Origin of the sequence: Sphingobium phenoxybenzoativorans (assembly GCF_001757355.1) — a bacterium.
Classification (GTDB): domain Bacteria; phylum Pseudomonadota; class Alphaproteobacteria; order Sphingomonadales; family Sphingomonadaceae; genus Sphingobium; species Sphingobium phenoxybenzoativorans.
Genome location: NZ_MINO01000007.1, coordinates 108,131 through 123,274, shown reverse-complemented (window position 1 = coordinate 123,274; position 15,144 = coordinate 108,131). Strand labels below are relative to the sequence as shown.

14 protein-coding genes are annotated in these 15,144 nt (G+C 64.0%); 5 read left to right on the top strand and 9 right to left on the bottom strand.

From position 1 onward, the window contains the following. Window positions 1-33: 33 nt before the first annotated feature. On the bottom strand, window positions 34-1,653 hold the full coding sequence (locus BHQ40_RS06065; protein WP_070153900.1) for a response regulator: 1,620 nt from the start codon (window positions 1,651-1,653) through the stop codon (window positions 34-36). 714 nt (window positions 1,654-2,367) lie between these two features. Here BHQ40_RS06065 and BHQ40_RS06060 point away from each other — a divergent pair. Beyond that, window positions 2,368-2,730: a UrcA family protein gene (locus tag BHQ40_RS06060; RefSeq protein ID WP_070153898.1), complete on the top strand. Its 363-nt coding sequence runs from the start codon at window positions 2,368-2,370 to the stop codon at window positions 2,728-2,730. A 63-nt stretch (window positions 2,731-2,793) separates the two neighbouring features. Here the strand turns inward: BHQ40_RS06060 and BHQ40_RS06055 are convergent, their stop codons facing one another. Further along, window positions 2,794-3,540: a LytR/AlgR family response regulator transcription factor gene (locus tag BHQ40_RS06055; protein ID WP_070153895.1), complete on the bottom strand. Its 747-nt coding sequence runs from the start codon at window positions 3,538-3,540 to the stop codon at window positions 2,794-2,796. A gap of 4 nt (window positions 3,541-3,544) precedes the next feature. After that, on the bottom strand, window positions 3,545-4,657 hold the full coding sequence (locus BHQ40_RS06050) for a sensor histidine kinase (protein ID WP_070153893.1): 1,113 nt from the start codon (window positions 4,655-4,657) through the stop codon (window positions 3,545-3,547). 158 nt (window positions 4,658-4,815) lie between these two features. Between BHQ40_RS06050 and BHQ40_RS06045 the strand changes: the two genes are divergently transcribed. Together BHQ40_RS06045 and BHQ40_RS06040 are read left to right on the top strand one after the other, a co-directional pair. Continuing rightward, window positions 4,816-5,070, top strand: a complete 255-nt coding sequence (locus tag BHQ40_RS06045; protein ID WP_070153891.1) for a hypothetical protein — start codon at window positions 4,816-4,818, stop codon at window positions 5,068-5,070. A gap of 204 nt (window positions 5,071-5,274) precedes the next feature. After that, the gene (locus BHQ40_RS06040; protein ID WP_070153889.1) at window positions 5,275-5,826 is read left to right on the top strand and encodes a hypothetical protein; all 552 of its coding nucleotides are present in this window, start codon (window positions 5,275-5,277) and stop codon (window positions 5,824-5,826) included. Between the two features lie 7 nt (window positions 5,827-5,833). Here BHQ40_RS06040 and BHQ40_RS06035 read toward each other — a convergent pair whose 3' ends face one another. The 6 genes from BHQ40_RS06035 to BHQ40_RS06010 form a co-directional block, all read right to left on the bottom strand. Next, a complete protein-coding gene (locus BHQ40_RS06035; RefSeq protein WP_070153886.1) occupies window positions 5,834-7,126 on the bottom strand; it encodes a chloride channel protein in 1,293 nt (430 codons plus the stop codon). Further along, window positions 7,123-7,818: a tRNA (guanine(46)-N(7))-methyltransferase TrmB gene (gene trmB, locus BHQ40_RS06030; protein WP_253183275.1), complete on the bottom strand. Its 696-nt coding sequence runs from the start codon at window positions 7,816-7,818 to the stop codon at window positions 7,123-7,125. The genes BHQ40_RS06035 and trmB overlap by 4 nt, the downstream gene beginning before the upstream one ends. A 283-nt stretch (window positions 7,819-8,101) precedes the next feature. Next, a complete protein-coding gene (locus BHQ40_RS06025; protein ID WP_070153884.1) occupies window positions 8,102-8,284 on the bottom strand; it encodes a hypothetical protein in 183 nt (60 codons plus the stop codon). Window positions 8,285-8,526: 242 nt separating this feature from the next. Continuing rightward, window positions 8,527-9,723, bottom strand: a complete 1,197-nt coding sequence (gene metK, locus BHQ40_RS06020) for a methionine adenosyltransferase (RefSeq protein ID WP_070153883.1) — start codon at window positions 9,721-9,723, stop codon at window positions 8,527-8,529. 74 nt (window positions 9,724-9,797) lie between these two features. Then, window positions 9,798-11,360: an apolipoprotein N-acyltransferase gene (lnt, locus tag BHQ40_RS06015; protein ID WP_253183274.1), complete on the bottom strand. Its 1,563-nt coding sequence runs from the start codon at window positions 11,358-11,360 to the stop codon at window positions 9,798-9,800. Between the two features lie 236 nt (window positions 11,361-11,596). Further along, window positions 11,597-12,232, bottom strand: coding sequence for a YqaA family protein (locus BHQ40_RS06010; protein WP_070153878.1), 636 nt, complete (start codon window positions 12,230-12,232; stop codon window positions 11,597-11,599). Between the two features lie 218 nt (window positions 12,233-12,450). On the opposite strand from BHQ40_RS06010, the gene BHQ40_RS06005 reads away from it, so the two are divergent. Further along, the gene (locus BHQ40_RS06005) at window positions 12,451-13,920 is read left to right on the top strand and encodes an exopolysaccharide biosynthesis polyprenyl glycosylphosphotransferase (protein WP_171905778.1); all 1,470 of its coding nucleotides are present in this window, start codon (window positions 12,451-12,453) and stop codon (window positions 13,918-13,920) included. 116 nt (window positions 13,921-14,036) lie between these two features. After that, a complete protein-coding gene (locus BHQ40_RS06000) occupies window positions 14,037-15,125 on the top strand; it encodes a branched-chain amino acid aminotransferase (RefSeq protein WP_070153874.1) in 1,089 nt (362 codons plus the stop codon). Window positions 15,126-15,144: the final 19 nt, after the last annotated feature.

The following is a 15,144-nucleotide window of genomic DNA, read 5'->3' as shown; positions in this document are numbered from 1 at the left end:
AGCTTGCGTGTTCGGTCATCCCGGACCTGAGACCTACCGGCTCTCCGGCATCAACACTGCGCGGATCACGGATGTCAGCTCATGGTGCCGGAATGGCTTGTGCAGCATGGCTATCCGTTCGCCCAGCGCGATCCGCAGCGCCTGCGTATCGGCATAGCCGCTGGCGATCACGATGGGCAGGTCCGGCTGGATCAGGCTGATCCGCGCCGCCGTTTCCGCCCCGGTCATGCCGGGCATGGCGAAGTCCAATATCGCCACATCCGGTTCGACGGTCTGCAGAAGGTCTATGGCCTGCGCGCCGCTGCTGGCTTCCGTCACCTGCGCTCCTAAGGACGTCAACACATCCAGCAAAGTCGTCCTGACCTCGTCATCATCGTCCACCAGCAGGGCGTGGATGCCGTCCAGCCGCTCGACCTGATCCTCAAACTCCTGACCGCCGTTGCCCGGTGCATCGATGGCGTCTGCCACTTCGGCCCGGCGCAGGCGGATCGTGACCGTCGTGCCCCGGCCAATCTCTGAATCCAGGATTACCGTGCCGCCCGACTGGCGGGCTATGCCGAACACCATGGACAGGCCCAGCCCGGTTCCGCGCCCCTGATCCTTGGTGGTGAAGAACGGCTCGAAGGCCCGGTCGCGCACTTCCGCGGGCATGCCCGTGCCGCTGTCGCTGACGATGATGTCGATATATTGTCCGGGGGGCAGGTCGCCATCATCGCCCATGATCAGCACCGGCTTGGTCATGATGCGCAATATGCCGCCGCCGGGCATGGCGTCGCGGGCGTTGATCGCCAGATTGAGGATGGACAGCTCAAGCTGCGTCGGGTCGGCGATGACGTGCCAATATCCCGCGCCCAGGTCCGGCTCCAGCGTCACCTGCGGTCCCAGCGTCCGGTGCAGCATGTCGATAGTATCGGTGATGGCCGGGCGCAGGGCGATCGGCTTCAGCTCCAGCGCCTGCGTGCGGGAGAAGGCGAGCAATTGCGCGGTCAGCTTCTTGCCGCGATCCAGGGCGGAGGCGGCGTTGACGGCCCAGCGGGAGACGCGGGGATTGTCCTGCACATTGTTCAGGATCAACTCCATATTGCCCGACACGGTCTGCAGCAGATTGTTGAAGTCGTGCGCGATGCCGCCGGTCAACTGGCCGATGGCTTCGATCTTCTGCGCCTGCAGCAGAGCCGCTTCGGCCTTCCGCCGTTCGGCCACCTCATGCTTCAGCGCGGCCAGTGCATCGTCGCGCTCCGCGATGCGCGCGCCCAATTCCCTGTTGGCCAGGGTCAGTTCGCCGGGGGAGGGCATCGCCAGCAGCTTGGGCAGTAGCGGCCACAGCAGAATCGCGGTGAATATCGACGCGATCGCCGTCACCACCTTGATCAGCGCCTCTATGCCATAATCGCCATGCCACAGGTTCCAGATGCTCATGACGTGAGTCGCGCCGCATGCGGTGATGAACAGCGCGAACAGCCAGAATATGCCGCCAAACTCCATATCCTTGCGCCGCCGCACGAACTGGATGAGGGCGAGGGGAATGGAAAAATAGGCGAGCGCGATCAGCGCGTCGGAGATGACATGGGTCCAGACGAGCTGCGGCCACCAGAGAAGGCAATAGCCATGTGGAGGCAGTGCCTGCAGGAAGCCATTGAAAAAATTGCCCATTATGCGCCCTCTTACCCAGTCGCGCGCCTGACCCGAACGACATGGGATTCCTACCCCGAAAAATCCGGCGCGTTAAGGACAACGCGCCATTTTGGCTAAGGACGGTCAGGACCTTGCATGGTTAATCCACTTGCAGTGCCGCTGGTCCCCGCGCCATACCCCCAACATTGATCGTTTCTCGTCGGCTGTTTGTCGATGGACATGTCGTTGAACGACGGTGCGTGTCGGCGATCGAGAGATGTTCCGCCTTTCAGGCCGCCATTATTATGATCCGTTCATCAGGACGACAGGTCGGCAATGGCACTGTGACGTTACTGAATACGCCCCGGACCAGCCCCCGGTTTGTGGCCCATAGCACCAGATCCTGAAGTGCCCGACAGCATGCGCAGGATACGCCCCCGGTCATCCCTTGCACCGGGGGCGTTTTTTATTCTTCGCACACACCTCCCGCCTCCTGATCGATTTTGACGCTACGGCATGCTGGCATTTTCCGTCCTGTCGCCGCTGGTCGCCTCTCTTGCGCCGTTCGTCGACGCCGGCGGTCGTCCGCCGAAGATGACGGGCGCTGGTCGATCCCGGAATGCGTGGCGGGGGGCATGATCCTAAACAGGATGGGCAGGACGGATCGGCAGCCCCCGCCATCCGCCAGCCCCGGCCGCTCCAAGGGCGCGCCGGGCAAAGCATAGCATATCGGTATTTAGAGGAGACCCTGTGATGTTTGCCCCCAAGTTCACCACCCGCTTTACTGCGACCCTGGCCGCAACCCTGTGCTTTGCGGCGGCGACCCCCGCCTTCGCCGGCGCCAGCCAGACCAGCACGACAGAGACCGGCGCCCGCCAGCGGGCCGTGCTCTATTCCGACCTGGACCTGACCACCCAGTCGGGGAAAGAGACGCTGAACCGGCGGATCAGCTACGCGGCCGCCAAGGTCTGCGAAACCCGCGATCTGCATCAGTTCGTGTCCTGCCGCAACGCCGCACTTCGCAGCGCGAAGGAACCGGTCGGCATCGCCATCGCCAAGGCGGAAAATAATGCGCGTTATGCTGACGCGGGAACCCGGATCGTCGTCGGCAACTGACCGTGGCGATCGCATTGTGAAAACCCCCGTCGCACCGCGCCGGGGGTTTTCCTATGCCTGGGGCTATCGTCCGGTCAGCGCCTTCACATTGGCGAGGAAGGTGCGGCCGATGCGGATGTCGTCGCCCTTTTCCAGACAGGCGAACCACACGCCGCTGCCGTCATGGCGCAGCCGCTGGATATGGTCCCGCCGCACGATATGGGACCGGTGCAGCCGGATGAACTCGGTCGGATCGAGCCGCTGCTCCAGCGAACTGATCGTCTGGTGCAGCAGATAGCTGTGACCGGCGACATAGAGCCGCATATAGTCGCGCTCCGCCTCTATCCGGTCGATCTGGTCGGTGCCGATACGGATCAGCTCCGACCGGTGCGGCACCCAGAATTCCTCTGCCCATTCCGATGATGGAGCGTCCGATATGGCGGGTGCGCTTTCCACCCGGATGCGCAGCGCCTGCTCCACCCGGTCGACCGCGCGGGTCAGCCGGTCGTGCGCCACCGGCTTCAACAGATAATCGACGGCGGCCAGATCGAACGCCTCGACCGCAAAGCCTTCGAACGCCGTCACGAAGATCACCGCCGGGCGAATGCCCATGCGGCCCACCGCCCGCGCCACGCCGATCCCGTCCAGCAGGGGCATGGCGATGTCCAGCAGCAGCAGTTCCGGCTCCAGCCCTTCGACAAGACGCAGCGCCGCCTCGCCATCGGTCGCGGTGCCGACCAGCGAGATGCGCGGCTCGCGGGCGCACAGCATCTGCAACCGTTCCACCGCGAGCGGTTCGTCATCGACGATCATTGTGCGGATCGTCGTCATGCGGTCAGCAGCCGCGCCTTATGATCGGCAGGGACAGTTCGACCAGGAAACCGCCGCCCTCCATCGGGCCGGAAATCAGCCGTCCCTTGTCCCCAAAGCGGGCGGCGAGGCGTTCGCGCACATTGACCAGGCCGATGCCATTGCCTTCATAGGCGCTTTCATGGGGTATGGTGTCGCCGTCATCCGCTATGCTCACGTGCAGCAGCCCTTCCTCCTCCCAGGCGAGGATATCGATCGTCACTGGCCGGGTGGTTCGGGATACCCCGTATTTGATGGCGTTTTCAATCACCGGCTGCAGGATCAGGCCCGGCACGCAGCAACTCATCAGCCGGTCGGGGATGGAGATGTTGGTCCGCAACCGTTTCGGGAAGCGCACCGCCTCGATATCCAGATACAGCTTCTGCAGATGCACCTCCTCCGACAGCGGCACATCCTCCAGCGGATCGCCGGTCAGGCTGGTGCGGTAGAAGTTGGAGAGGGACATGATCATCTGCTCTGCCTCGTCCTTCTGATCCTTCATGACCAGGCTGGACAGGGAATTGAGCGTGTTGAACAGGAAGTGCGGATTGACCTGATAGCGCAGCGACCGCAATTCCGCCTGCCGCGCCGCCTGCTCCAGCCGCGCGGCCCGGCGCTCGACCCGGCTCACCTCCGCCGCATAGGTGACGGCCAGATAGATCGCGGCCCAGGCGGCAAGGAAGAAATAGCGCCCCATCGTATCTTCGGCGATTTCCTGGAGCACATAATTGCCCTTGGACTTCGCATAATGTTCGGCGGCGGGCATGAAGCCGTCCGGCTCATAGACATTGAAGATATAATAGTTCGCCGCCGCGATGGAGATGGCGCAGGGTATGGCCGCGATGAAGGCGATGGCGATGCGGCGGGAAAATGTGCTGCCGTCGAACTGCCGGATGATCAGATACAGCACCCATGTCAGGATGATGCCCAGGATCGTCACGATGCCGCGGCGGATGGCCATCTCGCCCTGGGATTCAAATCCCATGACCGAAGCGCGCAGGGTGACGATGACGGCGTAGAACAGCCAGAAGCCGAGAATGGTATAGAGGGCCACGGTCGGGGAAACGCCGCGTTCGCCCTCCTCAAGGGGTATCGTCATGCTCCTGTCATAGCCTGAAAGGCGCGGACTGTCGTCCCCGCCGGTCGAAAATCCGCCGATGTTGGTCGATCCGCAGGGTTAACGCGATATTGCGGCGCGCGGGTTGGAACAGCGGCTGCGATCCACCGTTGATAGAGACGGATTTAAGGAGACGGATCATGGAAACGCAAAAACATCCACCGGATGCGGCGCGCGAAGTGGCGCGCGACGGCGAAGTGGCGAAGCCCAGCGACGATCAGGATCATCCTCTGACCCAGGAGGAAAGCCTGGAGGAAGCGCTGTCCGATTCCATGGACGCTTCCGATCCGCCCTGCGCCACGCAGCCGGGCGATCATAGCGATCCAGTGCCGTCATCGGGCTTTCCGGAGGAGGATCCGGACAAGAAGGACCGGAAGGCGCGCCACGGGCAATGACCCGGCTCTGAGTCGCTTCAGTCCCACATTGAGACAAAATTGTCGCGGCGCAGACAGGCATGTTGCGCCGCACAAATTTTTATATTGCCTAGTCCGTTGAAATCTGGTCCGATGTGAATGTCGGGCGAACATGTGCTTAAGCTTTCGCTAACCAAACAGGGCGCATGTTCGGTTGTCTGGACTTTCAGTCGGGAGGGCAATTGGATGGGTATCAGCGCCAAACCAGCGGACGGAGCGATCACGCTCGCAGAAATGCGAGAGTTCGCCAGCTTCCCCGCTTCCACGCAGCGGTATATCCGCCGCTCCCTCGATATCGGCCTTCATCGCCGCGACGCGATGAAGCTCTGGTCCCGCGATCTTGTCGAGGAAGCCAGCATCAGGGCGCAGGCGCGGATTTACGGCCGGCTCGACGAAATCAAGACGATGGTCCCCGATGACAGCGGGCTGGAACAGGTGGAGCCGTTCATGGCGCCGCTGGTCACTGTCTCGGCTTTCGATCTGGGGCAGGATCGTCTGAACAGCTTCTCGGCATACCGCTTCCTGTATGAGCGGCTGATCGGCGCGGGCGCGCGGCCCTGGCTTCCCGGCGCTTTCTGCGCCGCCGCCAGCCTGCCGCACCTTCACCCCGAAAAGCGCCGCGCCCTGCTGCAGTCGATCAGCGAAGCGGCAGCCACCGCCGTCGGCTGGTCCAACCGCGAACCCAGCTTCTACCCCGAATGGGTCGAGAAGGTGGATACGAGCAAGGCGCCGAACTGAGGGGCTATCATGCTTTGTCCGCAAAGTTGCGGGCAAGGCCATGATATAGCCGTTCCTTGCAGATGAGCTGCGCGCTGGCGTCGGCCACCAGCGCCGCGCCGAGCAGCGGCAGCATGAAGCCACGGCTTCCGGTGGTTTCCGATATGATGATGACCGCCGTCAGCGGCGCGCGCACCACCCCGGTAAAATAGGCCGCCATGCCCAGCAGGACGACGGCGCTCGCCTGACTGCCCGGAAAGAACCAGCCCAGAATATTGCCGAACCCCGCGCCGGTCGCCAGCGACGGGGCGAATATGCCCCCTGGCAGACCGGAAACCGATGTGGCCAGCGTGGACACGAACTTGGCCGGTCCGAACCATAGCGGCGTATCATGCCCCCCGCCGATCATCGCCCGCGCCGCGCCATAGCTGGTGCCCCATGTCAATTGGGTCGCGGTGCCTATTGCGGCGACCACAAGGCCGCAAAGCGCGGCGAAAGAGACCGGGCGGCGGCGCGCGAAGGCAGTGATGCGATTGGTGGACCGTGCCGCCCCAAGCGCGAGCCGGGCGAAAAGCCCGCCGGACAATCCGCCCAATATGCCTGCAACCAGCGCAATCATGACCGCGCCGCCAAATGTCAGATGCGCCGCGACGGAACCGAAATAGACATAGTCGCCGGCGAGGCCCAGGCTGACCATGCCGGACACGATGACGGCGGTGATGACCAGCAGGGTCATGCGCTGTTCGTAGGCCGCCGCCAACTCCTCGATGGCGAAGGCGATGCCCGCAAGCGGCGTGTTGAAGGCGGCGGCGACACCCGCAGCGCCGCCGGCGATCAATACCGACGCGCGCATGGGAACAGCCAGCAGCCGGTGGACGCGCGCGAGTATGGCGGCGCTGATCTGCACGGTGGGGCCTTCGCGTCCCACCGATGCGCCGGCAAGCAGGGCGGCGATGGTCAATATCAGCTTCAGCAGCGCGGTGCGGAAATTCACCAGCGCGCGGTCGGCGGTTTCCGGCTTCCTGATCGCGGCGATCACCTGCGGGATGCCTGATCCCGCCGCCAGCGGCGCGTGCAGCCGCGTGAACCAGACAATCGCCGCAAAGGCGGCTGGCGTCAGCAGCAGCGGCAGATAGCGGTTGGCGGTCGCGACGCGGGCAAAGGCTTCGCTGGCCTCATCCGCCGCCCATGCGAAAGCGAGCGCGACCAGCCCCACAATCGTCGCGCCGCCGATCAGCGCCAGCCTGCGGCGGAAGATCAGCGAGGTGGGACCGGCATGACGGACAAGCGCGCGAACGCGGCGGGCCGTCCAGCGTTTCATGCGACCGAAGCGTCCCGCCGCCGGTAGCGGAAGTACCAGACCTCATGCCCCTGCCGCCGGGCTTTCGCCTCATAGCGCGTTTCCGGCCAGCCGCCCGGCCGCTTCAGGAAATCCTGGGGCGTCGCCGCGAGCCAATCGAAATCGGCGCGGCCGTTCATCACCATCATCGCCCACCGCAGGTAGACGGGGTGGTCGGTGCCGAAGCGGAACTCGCCGCCGGGTTTCAGCTTGGCGGCGATCATGTCCACCGGCCCCTTGTTCATCATCCGCCGCTTGGCGTGACGCGCCTTGGGCCAGGGGTCGGGGTGCAGCAGATAGACGAAGCTCAGCGCCCCGTCCGGCACCCGCGAAAGCACGTCCAGCGCATTGCCCATATGCAGGCGGACATTGGGCAGGTGCTGGTCGCGAATATGGGTGAGCGCCGTCACCACGCCGTTCAGGAACGGCTCGCAACCGATAAAGCCATGGTCGGGCAGCATGTCGGCGCGATAGGCCATATGCTCGCCGCCGCCGAAGCCGATTTCGAAATGCAGCGGGCGGTCCTCGCCAAACAGTCGCGCGGCGGTGATCGGGCCATCTTCCGGCACGGAAATCTGCGGGAGCAGGCGCTCGACCAGGTCCTGCTGCCCGGCGCGCAGCTTGTGGCCGGACTGGCGGCCATAGAGGCGATTGAGTGTCGTTGGGTCTTTCACCCGGTGCGCCTAGAGCAATTTCGAGCCAGATGAAATCATCTGGCGGCGCGGAAATTGCGAAAACGAACAAATGCGCTGCAATTTCGAGGCAGAGGGGATCATCAGGGGGCGCGGGATCGCACATCCTGCAAAATCGACGCCCGTCTATCCAGCCGTGCGCCACGAGCCACGAGCAGCGTGCTCCTGCGAAAGCACTGAATGCGAGTCACGCGCCTCGCTTCAGCCCGGTCCCGCCGTTAGAACTGAACTCCTGCCTTCGCAGGAGCACACTGCGTCTAACGACCTATTTCGGGCACTTGATGAATTTGCCCTTCGCATCCTTGCAGGGGGCTTTCTTCACCGGCTTCTTGTCCGGGCACTTTGTGAACTTGCCCTTGGCGTCCTTGCACGGCGCGGCCTGTACGGGCGCTGCGGCAAGCGTCGCGAGCGACAATGCGCCCAGAAGGGCGGTAAGCGATTTTTTCATGGGAAGCCTCTCCTGTTGTGAAGGCGGAGGGTGTCGGTGCGGGAGGTCAGGGGTCCGGGCCCGACACCGACAAGCAGGTCTCTACGCCGCCCCGCCGCCGGACCCTAGTGAACTCTTTGTAATGTTATCCGGCTTTATCGTGACCACACCAATCCGTTCGCCCTGAGCGTGTCGAAGGGCTGTCCTTCACTTCAGAAAGGACATGGCTTCGACACGCTCAGCCCGAACGGACTCGGTGATTCTTAAAGCGCCGCCTTCAGCTTCTCCACCAGGTCGGTCTTTTCCCAGGGGAAGAAGTCGCCGTCCGGCTGGCGGCCGAAATGGCCATAGGCTGCGGTCTTTTGATAGATCGGCTTGTTGAGGCCCAGATGAGTGCGGATGCCCTTCGGCGTCAGGCGCACCAGCGTCGGCAGCACGGCCTCGATCGCCGACGCCTCGACGGTGCCGGTGCCATGCGTGTCGACATAGAGCGACAGCGGCTCGGCCACGCCGATCGCGTAGGACAACTGGATCGTGCAGCGGCGGGCGAGGCCCGCGGCAACGATATTCTTCGCCAGATAGCGGGTGATGTAGGCGGCCGACCGGTCCACCTTGGTCGGGTCCTTGCCGCTGAACGCGCCGCCGCCATGGGGCGATGCGCCGCCATAGGTGTCGACGATGATCTTGCGGCCGGTCAGGCCCGCGTCGCCGTCCGGCCCGCCGATCTCGAACAGGCCGGTCGGGTTGACATAGATGCTCTCGTCGCCCGGCAGCCAGCCTTCGGGCAGGACGTCGGCCATCACGCCCTTGACATAATCGCGCAGCTTCGCGCGGCTTTCGTCATTGTCCATGTCCTTGGCGTGCTGGGTCGACACGACCAGCGCGGTCGCGCGGACCGGCTTCTCGTCGACATATTCCAGCGTGACCTGGCTCTTGGCGTCCGGCTCCAGGAAGTCGACGACCTTGCCGTGGCGGTCGGCGGCCATGCGCTCCAGGATCTTGTGCGAATAATAGAGGGTCGCGGGCATCAGGTCCGGCGTCTCGTCGCTGGCGTAACCGAACATGATGCCCTGGTCGCCTGCGCCTTCGTCCTTGTTGCCGCTCTCGTCGACGCCCTGCGCGATGTGCGCGGACTGGCCGTGCAGATTATTCTCGAAGCGGAAGGTCTCCCAGTGGAAACCGTCCTGCTCATAACCGATGCGCTTCACCGTTTCGCGGACGGTCTTTTCGATCTCTTCCTTCGCGCCCGGCGCCCAGGCGCCATTCTCATACACGCCCTTGCAGCGAATTTCTCCAGCAAGAACAACGAGTTGTGTCGTCGTCAGCGTCTCGCAGGCGATGCGCGCTTCGGGGTCTTTCGACAGGAACAGGTCGACGATGGAATCGGAAATCTGGTCCGCGACCTTGTCGGGATGACCCTCGGAAACGCTCTCAGAGGTGAAGAGGAACTGGTTGCGCATGGAACTCCCGCTTGGCTTAGGGTCGCCGGGCCGCGCGCGCGGAACCGACATAAAGAAAAGTTTATGTGCGCGCTTTAGCTTCTGGACCGGCGCGTTGCAATGGCCAAGCCGACGAGCAGCAGCGCAAGCAGCATCGGCGCCCAGTTGCCGGTGCGGGAAAAGGGGGTGCGGGCGGCGGGCGGCGGAAGCAGGGTATCGATGAACCCCGCCCGCTGGAAGGGCAGGCTGCGCAGGATATGCCCGTGGGCGTCCACCACGGCAGAGATGCCCGTCGGCGTGGATCGAATCACGGGAATGCCTTCCTCGATCGCGCGCAGCCGCGCCTGCGCCAGATGCTGCGGCGGTCCCCAGCTTCCGAACCATGCGTCATTGGATGGATTGAACAGGAAATCGGGACGGTCCTTCCCGTCCACGACCTGCCCGGAAAAGATGATCTCATAGCAGATTTGCACGCCCATCTTCAGCGCCGGGCGGTCCGGCGCGGCGGGCAGGGGCAGGGTACGCGGACCGGGACCGGGCCAGAAATCGACATCGCCCGGCACCAGCCGCGACAGGCCGATCGCCGAGAGGATCGTCCGCATCGGCAGATATTCGCCATAGGGGACCAGATGCGCCTTGTCGTACCGGCCTATCAGCCGCCCATTCGCCGTCATCACCCACAGGCTGTTATTCGCGCCGGTCAGGGTGCGGCCGACATAGATGCCGTCCTTCTTCTCCTCCTTGAAATATATCTTGTCGCCGCCCGTCATCAGCAGGTCGTCGGGTCCCATCAGCAGGGCGAGTTTCTGCCGCCACTCCGGCTCCATATCCAGATAGGCGGGGATCGCCGCCTCCGGCCAGAACAGCAGGCGCGCATGCGGACCGGGCTTGCCCGACAGGGTGGACAGCTTGCTGAAATTCTCCGCCTCGAACGCGGCGTCATATTTGTCCTGCTGCGCGATATTGGGCTGGACGATGCGGATATGCGGCGCGGACGGCGGCGGCGCATCGACGGGGTTGAGAAGCCCGGCCACGCCCATCGCCACGACCGGCAGGATGAACGCCAGCGCGCCGCGCCTCTGCCTCTGCGCCGCCAGCACGACTCCACCGGCGACCAGCATGACCAGCGCCGAAAGGCCATAGGTGCCGATCCACTGCGCCACGATGGTGACACCTGCGGGCAGCCAGATGACCCCCATCGGATTCCACGCAAACCCCGTGAAAAGCGTCGCGCGCAGCCATTCCGTCACGATCCAGGCGGCCGCGAAAATCAGGATGAAAAAAGCGCTGACACCCTCGCATTCCTCATCGCCTTTGTGGGATAATTTTACCGTCCAATGGGTCGCGAGCGTGGCCAGCGCGGGAAATACCGCCAGGTAGAGCGACAGCAGCACGACCGCGCCATAGCCGAACCAGTGCGGCATCGCGTCCTGGAAGCTGAAGGCGTGGGCGATCCAGTTGAGGCCGACGGTGAAATGCCCAAGGCCGAAGAACCAGCCCAGCAGAAAGGCGTCCTTGCGCGTCGCCGCCCTCGCCAGCAGCGTCATCAGCAGGGCGACGCAGGCCAGCGTCACGGGCCATAGCTGCAGCGGCGCGAAACCGGTGGCGGAGGCAAGCCCAGCGGCCAGCGCTAATTTTCGGGGATGCTTGACGATCACGGCAGCCGCTATCGCCGCAGACGGTTACAGTTTCAACCTATGCTTTGGGGACGCCATATGAAGAAGCGGATCGGCGATGCTGGAGATTGTCCTGATCAACTATAGCCGCAACGTGCTCCTGCGAAAGCAGGAGCCCAGTTCAGACGGTGGGCCTGGGCTCCTGCTTTCGCAGGAGCACGCCGTGTCATCAACTTCGCGCGAACGAACGGTGCAGGATCAACGCCAGCGGGGCGCTCTCAGGCGGGCGTGCTGACCGTGACCTGGCTGCACTTGTCGCTCTTGGCCGGGCCGCTGGTCAGCATCGACGCGGCGATGAAACCGCCGACGACCAGCACCAGGAACAGCGCCGACAGCAGGCCCAGATATTTCTCGATGAACGCCTTGATCGGCCGTCCGAACTTCCAGAACAGGAACCCGACCAGCATGAACTGGAACGCGCGGGACAGGATGCTCGCCCAGATGAAGGTGAACAGCGACAGGCCGATGAAGCCCGCCGTAATGGTGATCAGCTTGAACGGGATCGGCGTCGCGCCTTTGATCAGGATGATCTCCGCGCCATATTCGCGCAGATAGCATTGCGCGGCGGGGAAGCTCTTGGCGAGGCCCAGCGCATGCAGCAGGGATTCGCCGAACAGCGCGAAGAAGAAATGACCGATCGCATAGCCCAAAAGGCCGCCCAGCACCGACGCCAGCGTGCAGATGAATCCGAACCGCAGCGCGTTTTCCGGCCGGGCGAGGCACATCAGGCCCAGCAGCGGATGCGGCGGGATCGGGAAGAAGCTCGATTCCATGAAGGAAATGACCGCCAGCCAGCGTTCCGCATGGCGATGCGCCGCCTTGGCGAGTGTCCATTGATACAGGCGCGAAATCATCGGCAACGCGGGTAGCTTAACTGGCGAACGCTGGCCAGCGGGATATTGTGTATGCCCTGTGTCAAATTGAACAGCAAAGCCCGCAACGCCGCGATGCGGACCCTTCTCGACCGCCGTTCGCCTTTCCTGTAAGGCGAACGCCTTGTTGTGGAAGGCCGGGCGGAACAGGCGCGCCGGACTCGATATGGTGTAATCCGTCAATGCCGCTGCAGAGTGAAATGAAAGTGCGGGGCCAGGGTGAAGGCCCGGAGCCGCTGTCCGCTGGCGTCGGTATGATCTATGACGGGCCGGAGCGGCGGACAGCGCCGCGGGGACGGCGCATGGGCGCGCGCGCCGCGCGGGAGATTGCGGCGCTTGTGGAGCTGCTCGCCCTTGCCGCCACATTGGCGGCGGCGACGCTCACGATCGACCGGTGGCATCCCAGCACCCTGCCGACGCTCGTCATGTTCAGCATCTTCTGGCTCGGCCTCTATGTGCTGCTCACCTACCGATTCAATCAGGCGTCGGATTCGCTGCTTGCGCGCGACCTGCTCGCCGACCGCATGGGGAACTGGATCAAATCCGCGCTGCTGCTGGTGATTCTGGCCTTCACGACCAAGACCAGCGAGGATCTGTCGCGCCTGTGGTTCGCGACCTCGGCCGGCCTGGGGCTGGCCGCCATCGGCGTGTCGCGCACCATCTCCTGGGCGCTGCTCTCCTCCAATCGCTTCGGCGCGGCGCGGACCCACATCGCCATTTACGGTGCCGGGGACAATCTTCAGGAACTGCGCGCCCGCCTGATCGCCAATCCGCTGGGCAGCATAGAGGGGCTGTATGATGACGGCCGCACCGGGCGCGGGCGGACCGCCGCTTCGGGCCTCGACCAGCTTCTCGTCAAGGCGCGGGAGGGGCGGATCGATGCGGTGGTGATAAACCTGCCGTGGAGCGCCGAGGGGCAGATCAAGAAGATCGTCGAACAGCTTGAGGCAGTGAATGTCGACGTGCTTCTGGTCCCGCCGGAGGCTCTGGCTGAACATGGCGCATTCCGGTCCGCGCGCCTTGGCCAGCTCAACGCTCTCGCGCTCTATACCCGCCCGTCGGACGGCATCGCCGCGCTCATCAAGACCTGTATGGATCGCGCCTTCGCGCTGATCGCGCTGATCCTGCTCTCGCCGCTGATGCTGGTTGTGGCGCTCCTGATCCGGCTGGAATCGCCCGGCCCGATCTTCTTCCGCCAGCTTCGCTGCGGTCTCAACAACACCCCCTTTACCATGTGGAAGTTCCGCAGCATGCGGCAGGCGGCAGAGGACCGGAACGCCGACAGGCTGGTCGTGCGCGGCGACAGCCGGGTGACGAAGGTCGGCGCGGTTATCCGCAAGCTCAGCATCGACGAACTGCCGCAATTGCTGAACGTCCTCAACGGCACCATGTCGCTGGTCGGTCCGCGCCCCCACGCCTATGGCGCAAAGGCCGCCGACCGTCTGTATGAGGAGGTGGTGGATCGCTATGCCGCGCGGCACCGCATGCGCCCCGGCCTTACCGGTCTCGCGCAGGTGCGGGGTTTCCGGGGCAATACGGAAAATGAAAGCGACATCCGCAACCGCGTCGCCAGCGACCTGGAATATATGGACCGCTGGTCGCTTTCGCTGGACCTGGCCATTCTTTTCCGGACCGCCATCATCCTGATCTGGCAGCGCAACGCCTACTAGATTTTCCGAACCTCCCGCAGCATCCGGCGCAGCAAACTGATTCTGGAGGAATGCAAAAAATTTCTGCATATGCCGGAATTGAAATATCCGCATTTCTCTGAAAGAGAAGCATCATTATGACAGAATCGCTTACCTTTGCGGCCATCCCGCACGCCTCTCCCACGCCTGCCGGAACACGGGCTGCGCTGATCGAGAAGCCTGACTTCGGGCGCGTGCCGACCGATCATATGGTCACGATCAAATGGTCGGTGGACAAGGGGTGGCATGACGCGACGGTGCTTGCGCGCGGTCCGTTTCAGCTCGATCCGGCCTGCGCTGTCCTGCACTATGCCCAGGAGATCTTTGAAGGGATGAAGGCGTATCGCACGGCGGACGGCGCGATCACCCTGTTCCGGCCGGAGGAGAATGCCCGGCGGTTCAATGAGTCCGCAGAGCGTATGGCCATGCCGGTGATCCCGGAGGAACTGTTCCTCGCGGCGATCGAGGAACTGGTCCGCATCGATGCCGACTGGATTCCGGCGGGGGAGGGCGGCAGCCTTTACATCCGCCCCTTCATGTTCGCATCCGAAGTGTTCCTGGGTGTGAAGCCCGCATCGGAATATATCTTCTGCGTCATCGCGTCACCGGTCGGCGCTTATTTCAAGGGCGGCAGCAAGGCGATCACCCTGTGGGTGTCGGAACATTATTCCCGTGCGGCCGCTGGCGGCACGGGCGCTGCGAAATGCGGCGGCAATTATGCGGGCAGCCTGGTCGCGCAGGCCGAAGCGATCAAGAATGGCTGCGATCAGGTCGTGTTCCTTGACGCTGCCGAGCATCGCTGGGTCGAGGAGCTGGGCGGCATGAACATCTTCTTCGTGATGGATGACGGCAGCCTCATCACCCCGCCGCTGGGCACGATCCTGCCGGGCATCACCCGCAATTCTATCATGGAGCTGGCGCGCGCCGCCGGACATGACGTGCGCGAGGAACCCTATTCCTTCGACCAGTGGCAGGCCGACGCCCGCAGCGGAAAGCTGCGCGAGGCGTTCGCGTGCGGCACCGCCGCCGTCGTCGCCGGCATTGGCGAGGTCCGGCACGCAGGCGGCAGCTTCGCGATCGGCAACAGCGGCGACGGCCCGGTGACGACGGCGCTGCGCGACCAGCTCGTCGGCATCCAGCGCGGCAATATCGCCGACGACAGGAAGTGGCTGCACGCGGTTGCTTGATCGGGCGCTGTCAGAGCGT